Raw genomic sequence first — 10,502 nt, forward strand, 5'->3', positions numbered from 1 at the left:
GTCTTCTCCCCCTTTAAACAAGCTCTTTTTCATATGGTAAAACAGTATCTGGATAAATTTCCGTTGGATATCGTCCTGTAAAACAAGCTAAACATTGTCCGCAGTTCGGTTCAGCATTCGAACGTCCGATGCCTTCCATCAACCCCTCTACGGAAATAAACGATAAGGAATCAGCACCAATAATCTCACGAATCTCATCAACCGAATGCTTAGATGCAATCAGTTCTGCGCGTTCGGACGTATCGATGCCGTAATAGCACGGATGCGCGATCGGTGGCGCTGTTATGCGTACGTGAACTTCTGTAGCGCCTGCAGCACGCAGCATCTTCACGATTCGTCGGCTCGTCGTTCCGCGTACGATTGAGTCATCGACCATCACGACACGCTTTCCTTCTACGATTCCTCGAACCGGGGAAAGCTTCATCTTTACACCAAGTTCACGAAGCTCTTGAGAAGGTTGGATGAACGTACGCCCGACATAGCGATTTTTGATCAACCCGATCTCATATGGAATACCGGATGCTTCCGCATAACCGATCGCAGCTGAGATACTAGAATCAGGCACACCGGTTACAACATCCGCTTCAATCGGCGCTTCTTCATACATCTTTTTCCCAAGACTTTTACGAGCCGCATGAACATTGATTCCTTCGATGTTGCTGTCTGGTCGTGAAAAATAAATATATTCCATCGAACACATAGAGCGTTGTACTGACGTCGAAAAAGTATCAACGGTTAATCCATCTTCATTAATGATCAAAAGTTCTCCCGGCTGCACGTCACGCACATATGTTGCACCGACTACGTCGAACGCACACGTTTCAGAAGCGACCACATACGCATCACCAAGCATACCGAGTGACAATGGACGCAATCCGTTCGGATCGAGCGCTACCATCATCTCGTTTTCTGTCATGACTAAGAACGCGTATGCGCCTTTTAGCATCGTTAAAGCGTTCTGTACTTTTTCTTTTAGTGTAAAATAACCGCTGCGCTTGATCAGATGAGCAAGTACTTCCGTATCTGAAGTTGTTTGAAAGATGCTTCCTTGCGATTCCAGCTGATGCTTTAGCGCGTTGGCATTTACGAGATTCCCGTTATGAGCAAGAGCAAGTGAACTCGTTTGCGAACGGAACAAGAGTGGCTGAACATTGGCAAGCTCATTGCCGCCTGCAGTGGAATACCGGACATGGCCGATTGCACCATGTCCGATCAATCCTTCTAGTTCACCTTTGCTGAACACATCGTTTACTAAGCCGCTTCCTTTATGAATGCGTAACCGTTCACCATCCGTTACAACGATTCCTGCTCCTTCTTGTCCGCGGTGCTGCAGGCTGTGCAGCCCGTAATATGTTAGTTGCGCAGCATCGGGGTGACCCCAGATCCCGAACACACCACATTCTTCGTTTAAGCCTTTGATGTCAGCAAGCATGGAATAGCTCCTTTCCAGGCGTCTTGCATCTCCTGCAGCGTGCAGGATAACAACTCTTCACCCTGCTCATTATCGATCGCTAGACCGCTCTCAGAACGAACAAAACCTATGATTTTTGCGTCTTTTACAAGCTGTTGGAACTCATCTTGATGTTCAGGTTTTACTGTGACTAAGAAACGGGATTGAGATTCTCCGAAAAGACTTCCGATCGGCTCATCTGTTAACGTAACGCTCGCTCCTACTTTACCGTCCATCACAGACTCAGCAAGTGCGACAGATAGTCCGCCTTCTGCAACGTCATGCGCAGATTGAATCAATCCTTTATGAATCGCCGCTAAAAGATCGCGCTGTCTTGTTTCTTCCACTTCTAGATCGATGTGAGGCGCTTTACCAAAGATGCGTCCTTCTTTCATCTTCTGAAGCTCACTTCCGCCAAACTCAGCTTTGCTCTCACCGATTAGAAAGATGATGTCACCCGCTTCTTTAAAGTCTTGCGTCACGATGTGCTTCGTATCTTCAATAAGCCCGACCATACCGATGACTGGTGTCGGGTAAACCGCTACACCGTTCGTTTCGTTATACAGAGATACGTTACCGCCGATGACTGGCGTTGCGAGCTTGTTGCATGCCGCACTCATACCGTCAGCTGATTTCTCTAACTGCCAAAAGATCTCTGGCTTTTCAGGATTTCCGAAGTTTAAGCAATCTGTTACCGCAAGCGGCTGCGCTCCTGAACATACAAGATTACGAGCTGCTTCGGCAACAGCGATCATGCCGCCCACTTCTGGGTCGAGATACAGATAGCGAGAATTACAGTCTGTTGTCATCGCTAGCGCTTTTTTCGTTCCTCTTATTCTTACAACTGCTGCATCCGATCCAGGTGCTACAACCGTGTTCGTACGTACCATATAATCATATTGGTTATAAACCCACTCTTTACTCGCAATCGTAGGCTGCTTCAAAAGAGATAGCAACGTAGATTTGAAGCTAGTAATCTCTGGGAAGTAGTCTTCTTGCGCTTGGAACTCACCATAATAAGCAGGTTCTTTTGATGGCTTATGATAAACCGGAGCATCTTCTGCAAGAGCATCTACCGGTACATCTGCCACGATCTCACCTCTGTGAGTAAGACGCAGTACTTGCTCTTCGATAACCGTTCCAACCGTTACACAATCAAGATCCCATTTTGCAAAGATCTTTTCTACTTCATGCTCACGACCTTTTTCAACAACTAACAGCATGCGCTCTTGAGATTCTGAAAGCATCATCTCGTATGCCGTCATTCCTGTTTCACGCTGTGGAATAAGATCAAGGTTCATCTCAATTCCCATGCCTGCTTTACTTGCCATCTCAGCGGACGAACTTGTAAGACCTGCCGCACCCATATCTTGAATTCCAACAAGCGCATCACAGTTATGAATGAGCTCAAGGCACGCTTCCATAACGAGTTTTTCCATAAAAGGATCTCCAACTTGAACCGCTGGACGCTTTTCTTCTGATGCTTCAGAAAGCTCTTCCGATGCAAACGTTGCACCATGGATTCCGTCACGGCCTGTTTTCGCCCCAACGTACATCACAGAGTTTCCTGCACCCTTCGCTTGCCCCTTCTTAATGTCTTTATGGTCGATCAGACCGACACACATCGCGTTCACGAGCGGATTTCCTTCGTACGATGGATCAAATTGAACTTCTCCACCAACCGTCGGAATTCCGATACAGTTGCCGTAGCCTGCGATTCCCGCTACTACTTGCTCGAACAAATACTTTACGCGTGGTGATTCCAACTCTCCAAAACGAAGCGAGTTCAGCATTGCGATCGGACGCGCTCCCATCGAGAAAACGTCACGAATGATTCCGCCAACACCTGTCGCAGCTCCTTGGTAAGGCTCGATCGCTGAAGGGTGGTTATGAGATTCGATCTTGAAAACAACCGCTTGACCGTCACCGATATCCACGATTCCAGCACCTTCACCAGGACCTTGAAGGACGCGCTCACCTTTTGTCGGGAACTTGCTTAGAACAGGCTTTGAATTTTTATAAGAACAGTGCTCACTCCACATAACAGAGAACAGTCCTGTTTCTGTCCAGTTAGGAGATCTGCCGATAATCTTTTCTACGAGTTCAAACTCTGAATCACTTAAACCCATCTCACGGTATAATTTTTGCTCTTTAATTTGTGAACTTGTTGGTTCATGTTGCAGCGACATAACGTTCCCTCCAGCTCTTCACAATAGATTGAAATAATTTAAGACCATCTTTGCTACCTAACAGCTCATCGACCGCGCGTTCCGGATGCGGCATCATACCAAGCACGTTGCCTTCTTCGTTCGTGATACCGGCAATGTTTTCAACTGATCCGTTCGGATTGTTTTTATATGTGAATACGATCTGATTGTTTGCCTTTAGCTGTTGCAGCGTCTCTTCATCGCAATAATAGTTGCCTTCACCATGTGCGACTGGAACGGAGATCACTTCTCCTTTTTCGTACTGAGTCGTGAAGATCGTCGATGTGTTCTCAACGACTAGCTCTTCTGGCTGGCAGATGAATTTCAATGATTCATTGCGGCGCATCGCTCCTGGCAGAAGTCCTGTTTCTAGTAAAATCTGAAATCCGTTACAAACGCCAAGAACCGGTTTTCCTTCACGTGCTGCTTTAACCACTTCTGTCATCACGTTCGAGAATTGTGCGATAGCACCAGAGCGGAGGTAATCTCCATAAGAGAAACCACCAGGCAATAAAATACCGTCAAATTGATTTAAGTTCGTTGCATCGTGCCAGACGTACTCAACTTCAGCGCCGAGCTCATCTTTTACAGCATGATACATGTCAGTGTCACAGTTTGATCCTGGAAAAACGATTACAGCAAACTTCACTGTGCGACAACCTCCTCCACCTCGTAGCGGTAGTCTTCAATCACAGGATTCGATAAAAGTTTCGAGCACATGTTCACGATTTTCTCATCAAGATCATAATCGCCTTTTTGAAGCGTTAACTCTAGATACTTACCAATACGTACATCTTCAACCTCTGACTGTCCCATTTTGTGAAGCGAGCTCATTACTGCCTTACCTTGTGGATCTAATACACTCTCTCTTAATGTTACATACACCTTTACTTTGTACATGATAGGCCTCCTAGACGTTGTAGTATTTTTTCATAAGCATCTGTTAAACTTCCTAATCCCCGGCGAAATACATCTTTATCAAGTTTCTCGTTCGTTTCTGCATCCCATAAACGGCATGTATCAGGAGAAATTTCGTCAGCGAGCATAAGGTTACCGTTAGCATCTGTTCCGAACTCTAGCTTAAAGTCGACGAGCTTTACGTTCTTTTGAACAAAATAAGAAGTGAGCACTTCGTTGATCTGAATCGCTTGTTCTAAAATCTGGCTGAGTTGCTCTCGCGTTGCCAAGTTCATGATGTCGATATGCTCTTCCGTAATAAGCGGATCGCCGAGGTCATCGTTTTTATAATAAAATTCGACGATCGTGCGTGGAAGAATCTGACCTTCAGGAATTCCCGTACGCTTTGATAAAGAACCAGCCGCGATGTTGCGGACAACCACCTCTAAGGGGATGATGGTCACCTTCTTCACGAGTTGTTCGGTTTCGGATACTCGTTTTACGAAGTGGGAGTGAATTCCCTTCTCTTTGAGCAGTTCAAAAAGGATAGATGAGATCTCGTTGTTCAGTCTTCCTTTTCCTGCGATCTCGGCTTTTTTCTCGCCGTTGAACGCTGTTGCTGAATCTTTGTAGCTTACCCAGACGACTTCTTCGTCTGTTGTGCGGTAGATGCGTTTTGCTTTTCCTTCGTATAGCTGCTCTAACTTCTCCATCCTGACCCCTCCGTTATATGAAGATTTCCAATATTCAATCTTTTAAAAAAGGCAAAGAGAAAGAGAGCTCAATAGATCACTCTCTTTTTAGTTGAAGTACTTCTTAAAAGCTTTTTTAGTGTGACATTGTTGTCTTTAGGGAGGTTGATTTCCGTTTCAGATACTCGCTTTCCGCGGGGCGTGCGGTGAGCCACTCGCCGCTTTGCGCCATTGAGGGTCTCACCTGCCCACTCGTCCCGCAGGAGTCTCGCATCTTACACTTCAATCAACTTCAATGAAGTCTTCTTAAACAACAATCTTAAAAGATCTTTCTAATAAAACCCTTTAAAGCCCTAATCTGTCGAAGATTGTGTCTACGTGTGACAGATGATAACTGTAGTCAAAGCATTCAGAGATTTCTTCAGGTGTTAATTTTTCAGTAATTTTTTGTTCAGCTTCTACTAATGTTCTGAACTGTACGCCTTCTTCCCATGCTTGCATCGCTTTTGGCTGCACTGTGTCGTATGCTTCTTCACGTGCCATTCCTTTATCGATCAATTTGAGAAGTACGCGCTGTGAGTAGATTAATCCGTACGTGCGCTCCATGTTGCGTTTCATGTTCTCTGGGAACACGGTTAAGTTCTTGATGATGTTGCCAAAACGGTTCAGCATGTAGTTCAGTGCGATCGTTGCATCTGGTAAGATTACACGCTCAGCTGATGAATGAGAGATATCACGCTCATGCCATAGGGATACGTTCTCGTAGGCTGTCATCATGTAACCGCGGATCACACGAGCAAGACCTGTCATGTTTTCAGATCCGATCGGATTACGTTTATGTGGCATTGCCGATGATCCTTTTTGACCTTTTGCAAAGAACTCTTCTACTTCACGCGTTTCACTCTTTTGAAGACCGCGTACTTCTGTTGCGAACTTCTCGATGCTCGTTGCGATAAGTGCCAACGTTGACATGTAATGAGCGTGTCGGTCACGCTGCAATGTTTGTGTTGAGATCGGTGAAGCTTCTAATCCAAGCTTTTCACACACATATTTTTCAACGAATGGGTCGATGTTCGCGTACGTTCCAACGGCTCCAGAAATTTTACCGAAACGAACCGTGTCAGATGCTTGCTTGAAGCGCACCACGTTACGTTTCATCTCTTCGTACCAAAGAGCAAGCTTCAATCCGAACGTTGTCGGCTCAGCATGTACACCGTGTGTACGACCCATCATCACGGTATATTTATGTTCTTTTGCTTTTTCAGCAAGAATCTCAACGAAACGATCTAGATCTTTCGCTAAGATGTCGTTTGCTTGTTTTAGAAGATACGATAGAGCTGTATCTACAACATCTGTTGAAGTTAGTCCGTAATGAACCCATTTGCGCTCTTCACCAAGTGTTTCAGATACCGCTCGCGTAAACGCAACAACATCATGGCGTGTTTCTTCTTCGATCTCTAGGATTCGGTTAATATCGAAAGACGCGTTTTCGCGAAGCTTCTTCACGTCTTCTTTCGGAATATCTCCTAGTTCTGCCCAAGCTTCACAAGCTAAGATCTCTACTTCAAGCCACGCTTGATATTTGTTTTCGTCCGTCCAGATCGCTCCCATTTCAGGGCGTGTATAGCGTTCAATCATTGTGTTACCTCCGTTTTGTTATCACTTAAAAATAGTGCGGACACTTTTTCTGCTTTTTCTAGTGCCTGTTCAATCGTATCACCTAAAACCGTGATATGCCCCATCTTTCGTTTCGCTTTCGCTTCTTTCTTTCCGTACAGATGAAGTTTCGCTTCTCCTAAATTTCCTATCTCGCGTAACACAGTCTCATGATGTTCACCTAAAATGTTGATCATCACGGCTGGTTTTATTAATTCTGTATTGCCAAGCGGCCAGTTGCATACTGCGCGTACATGCTGATCGAACTGTGAAGTCTCACACGCCTCGATCGTGTAATGTCCGGAGTTATGCGGACGTGGCGCCAGTTCGTTCACATAGATCGTACCGTCTTTTGCGACGAACATCTCTACGGCAAGCGTACCAACAAGCTCTAATTCCGTTGCGATTGACCCCGCTAGGAGCTTTGCTTGATCCGCTGTTTTGTTCGTGATGCGTGCTGGCGCGATCGTTTGATGCAGGATATTCTCTTTGTGTATATTCTCTGCGATCGGAAACAATTTAACCTCACCGCTCACACTTCTCGTTACGATTACGGATATTTCTTTTTCAAAAGGAACCCAAGCTTCCAGCACACAATCTGTCTCTTTTTCTAATAGTGTTGCTGCAATCTCAAGATCACTTTCATGTTTGATTACAAACTGCCCTTTTCCGTCGTAACCGCCTCTGCACGTTTTTAATACAGAAGGGTAACCCAATTCTTCCACCGCACGTTGGAGTGAACGAAGATCGGTCACAGGGCGGTACGGAGCTACAGGGACACTTGCTTTTTGAAGCGTTTCTTTCTCTTTTAAACGGTGCTGAGTGACAGAGAGAAGACGGCTTCCCTGTGGTAAGTTTCCGTTCTCTTCTAACCAGTTCGCACTCTCTGCATCTATGTTTTCAAACTCGTATGTGACGACATCGCTTTGTTCTGCAAGCTTCTTGATGCCTTCTCGGTCGTCATAAGCTGTTGTGATCTGTTGATCCGCAACTTGCCCGCATGGTGAATTCTCACCTGGCTCTAAAACAACAACGTTCAATCCCATCTCACGAGCGCTCAACGCCATCATGCGGCCAAGCTGACCTCCGCCAAGTATACCAAGTGTTTGTTGTGGTTTTATCGTCTTAAACAAGAAGCTCACTACTTTCGATCGCCAGTTGTTGTGCTGTAGCACGGCGTTGTTTTAAACGTTGTTTGACTCCTTCATCATGTACGGCTACCATCTGTGCGGCTAAGAGCCCAGCATTCGCTGCACCAGCCTTCCCGATCGCAACTGTCGCGACAGGAACACCCTTTGGCATCTGAACGATGGATAACAGTGAATCCATGCCGTTAAGCGCTTTGGATTGAACCGGAACACCGATTACAGGCAGGATCGTTTTTGCTGCGACCATACCTGGCAAGTGAGCTGCTCCGCCTGCTCCAGCAATGATCACTTCAATTCCTCTATGCTCTGCTTCTTCTGCGTATTGAAACATGAGATCCGGTGTACGGTGTGCCGAAACCACCTTCTTCTCGTAAGCTACTTCTAGTTCATCTAATAGGTCACACGCTTCTTTCATTGTTTCCCAATCTGAAACACTTCCCATGATCACGCCAACTTTAGCCATGGTAGCCTCCTTATTGTCAGAAAATATAAAAAAGTCCAGTTGGTATGCTTCTCCCTAATATGAGAGAAAGCAGCCAACTGGACATACGTATCCGATAAAAATAGACAGAAAGATGCTTTCCCTCATAGTCTGATGAAATAACGGTCATCAGGTAGAGACTTACGGGCCATATCCCCGAAATTATATGAGGGCTTTATTCTTCTGGTTTTATTGTAGCAATGATTGTTTTGTTTTGTCAACAAAAATCGAACATTAAGTTGTATATTACATTTAATGTTCGTGTTTTGGTCATTATTGAAGGAGTTTGCCTTCAAATACAATTCGTTGTTCCTTTACTTCTGGTTCCATTCTGCCGTTGCGTTTCACTTCATGGAAAACGGGCTCTTCCATACGTCGTACCGGTGTATAGCCCTCATCGGCCATACGATCCAGACAATCCGAGATCGTTTCTCCTACTTCAACAGCAAACTTCTTTTTAGAAGGTTTCTTCTCCATCTGTTACCTCCTGATACCCTTAACCCAAAATCCACCATGAAACGCTTTTGGTTCATGTGAAATAATAAACGCCTTCGGATCTAAATCCTTTACCGTATTATATAGGTTCATTTCTGATTTACGTGATGTTAAGATTTCCATCATCAAACGCTGTCCTTCACGACCTTCTGCAAGCCAGTTTGTAACACCATAGCCTTTGTTGCGAAGCTCGTTCGGCAAACCGCCTTCGAGATTTGTCGTAATTACGTTAACAGTAGTATATCCAAGTGCAAGCTTTTCTTCAATCTTCATTCCTACTAAAACACCAATTCCATAACCAACCGCATATGCAATTAAGTTTTGAATCTCATTTAAGTTATCAAGAACAAGCCCGAGGCCGACCACATAGATAATAACCTCGAACACACTAATAAAGGCAGCCAAGTACCTTTGTCCTTTCAACGTCAGGATCATCCTGATCGTAAAAAACGATACATATACAATATTGATCAATAAAATGATCCCAACCATGACGAACGCATTATCTAACATGATGGCAAGCCTCCCAAGGTGAAAAATACTTCGTTAAGGATAACACTTTTTGGACAAGTTGGAAACTGGAGAATTGATGCAAAAACAGTTGTAGATTTTAGAGGAGTTTAGTAGGAAGTTTGGCGGATGCTTGGCGGATGCCAAAGTTTCCTTTTTGGGTTTGGGGTTTGAATACGAGGCTCGGCGTAATGCCGAGCTTCCTTTATAAATTGAATTAAAGCTTGGCAGATGCCAAGTTTCCTTTTTAGATGGTTTTAAGCTCCGGGTTAGAGGTGGGAATTTGGTGAAGACTTATAAATATTTTTGAGGACTTATAAACTTTGGTGAAGACTTATAAAATTTTTTGAAGACTTATAAATTCATTTGAGGACTTATAAATATGAAGGCAAGTAAGTTAGACCTTTCTTCTTTCATAAAAACTCTTTATTTATATCCCGAATGTACTGTTTTCAACTTTCAAATGATTCCAAAGTTTATATTTCTAGCTATTTAATAATAAAAGGGTAAAGAAAAGCAGCCTTTTTAATACAAAAAAAGATGGAACGAACATAAAGTTCGTCCCACCTTCTTTGCCTAGCAACGTCCTACTCTAACAGGGGGAAACCCCCAACTACCATCGGCGCTAAAGAGCTTAACTTCCGTGTTCGGTATGGGAACGGGTGTGACCTCTTTGCCATCATCACTAGACCTAACCATGACTTTCACCATGATCTATTAAATTAGAGAGTATGTTCTCTCAAAACTAGATACGACGTTTCCAAACGTTATGCTTTTTAAGGATAAGCCCTCGACCGATTAGTATCTGTCAGCTCCACGTGTCACCACGCTTCCACACCAGACCTATCAACCTCATCATCTCTAAGGGGTCTTACTCACTTGCGTGATGGGAAATCTCATCTTGAGGGGGGCTTCATGCTTAGATGCTTTCAGCACTTATCCCGTCCACACGTAGCTACCCAGCTA

At 44.6% G+C, this 10,502-nt stretch carries 10 protein-coding genes, 2 rRNA genes and 1 riboswitch; all 12 genes read right to left on the reverse strand.

The genetic code is table 11. The annotated features are described in order from the left end of the window. Positions 1–13 precede the first annotated feature (13 nt). Positions 14–1,432, reverse strand: coding sequence for an amidophosphoribosyltransferase (purF, locus tag I5J82_RS18535; protein WP_066399607.1), 1,419 nt, complete (start codon positions 1,430–1,432; stop codon positions 14–16). Next, positions 1,408–3,639: a phosphoribosylformylglycinamidine synthase subunit PurL gene (gene purL, locus I5J82_RS18540; protein WP_198769268.1), complete on the reverse strand. Its 2,232-nt coding sequence runs from the start codon at positions 3,637–3,639 to the stop codon at positions 1,408–1,410. Before purL ends, purF begins: the two co-directional genes overlap by 25 nt. Further along, positions 3,623–4,306, reverse strand: a complete 684-nt coding sequence (purQ, locus tag I5J82_RS18545; protein WP_066390821.1) for a phosphoribosylformylglycinamidine synthase subunit PurQ — start codon at positions 4,304–4,306, stop codon at positions 3,623–3,625. Before purQ ends, purL begins: the two co-directional genes overlap by 17 nt. Then, the gene (gene purS, locus I5J82_RS18550; protein WP_137791366.1) at positions 4,303–4,557 is read right to left on the reverse strand and encodes a phosphoribosylformylglycinamidine synthase subunit PurS; all 255 of its coding nucleotides are present in this window, start codon (positions 4,555–4,557) and stop codon (positions 4,303–4,305) included. The genes purQ and purS overlap by 4 nt, the downstream gene beginning before the upstream one ends. Next, positions 4,545–5,267, reverse strand: a complete 723-nt coding sequence (gene purC / locus I5J82_RS18555; protein WP_198769269.1) for a phosphoribosylaminoimidazolesuccinocarboxamide synthase — start codon at positions 5,265–5,267, stop codon at positions 4,545–4,547. Before purC ends, purS begins: the two co-directional genes overlap by 13 nt. 324 nt (positions 5,268–5,591) lie before the next feature. Beyond that, the gene (purB, locus tag I5J82_RS18560) at positions 5,592–6,884 is read right to left on the reverse strand and encodes an adenylosuccinate lyase (protein WP_198769270.1); all 1,293 of its coding nucleotides are present in this window, start codon (positions 6,882–6,884) and stop codon (positions 5,592–5,594) included. Continuing rightward, positions 6,881–8,035 carry a 5-(carboxyamino)imidazole ribonucleotide synthase gene (gene purK, locus I5J82_RS18565; RefSeq protein ID WP_233096682.1) on the reverse strand — a complete coding sequence of 385 codons (1,155 nt, stop codon included), beginning with the start codon at positions 8,033–8,035 and terminating at the stop codon, positions 6,881–6,883. Before purK ends, purB begins: the two co-directional genes overlap by 4 nt. Further along, entirely contained in the window at positions 8,028–8,513 is a 486-nt protein-coding gene (gene purE, locus I5J82_RS18570; protein ID WP_066390815.1) for a 5-(carboxyamino)imidazole ribonucleotide mutase, read from the reverse strand. The genes purK and purE overlap by 8 nt, the downstream gene beginning before the upstream one ends. Positions 8,514–8,618: 105 nt before the next feature. Further along, a riboswitch (purine riboswitch) is annotated at positions 8,619–8,721 on the reverse strand. Between the two features lie 83 nt (positions 8,722–8,804). Next, positions 8,805–9,008 carry an NETI motif-containing protein gene (locus I5J82_RS18575; RefSeq protein ID WP_198769272.1) on the reverse strand — a complete coding sequence of 68 codons (204 nt, stop codon included), beginning with the start codon at positions 9,006–9,008 and terminating at the stop codon, positions 8,805–8,807. Between the two features lie 3 nt (positions 9,009–9,011). Further along, the gene (locus tag I5J82_RS18580) at positions 9,012–9,539 is read right to left on the reverse strand and encodes a DUF2179 domain-containing protein (RefSeq protein WP_066390813.1); all 528 of its coding nucleotides are present in this window, start codon (positions 9,537–9,539) and stop codon (positions 9,012–9,014) included. Positions 9,540–10,110: 571 nt separating this feature from the next. Next, positions 10,111–10,226: ribosomal RNA gene (gene rrf / locus I5J82_RS18585) — 5S ribosomal RNA — on the reverse strand. A gap of 88 nt (positions 10,227–10,314) precedes the next feature. Beyond that, positions 10,315–10,502 (reverse strand): 23S ribosomal RNA (locus tag I5J82_RS18590); the annotation flags it as partial.

The sequence above is a fragment of the Fictibacillus halophilus genome (assembly GCF_016401385.1).
GTDB classification, from domain to species: domain Bacteria; phylum Bacillota; class Bacilli; order Bacillales; family Fictibacillaceae; genus Fictibacillus; species Fictibacillus halophilus.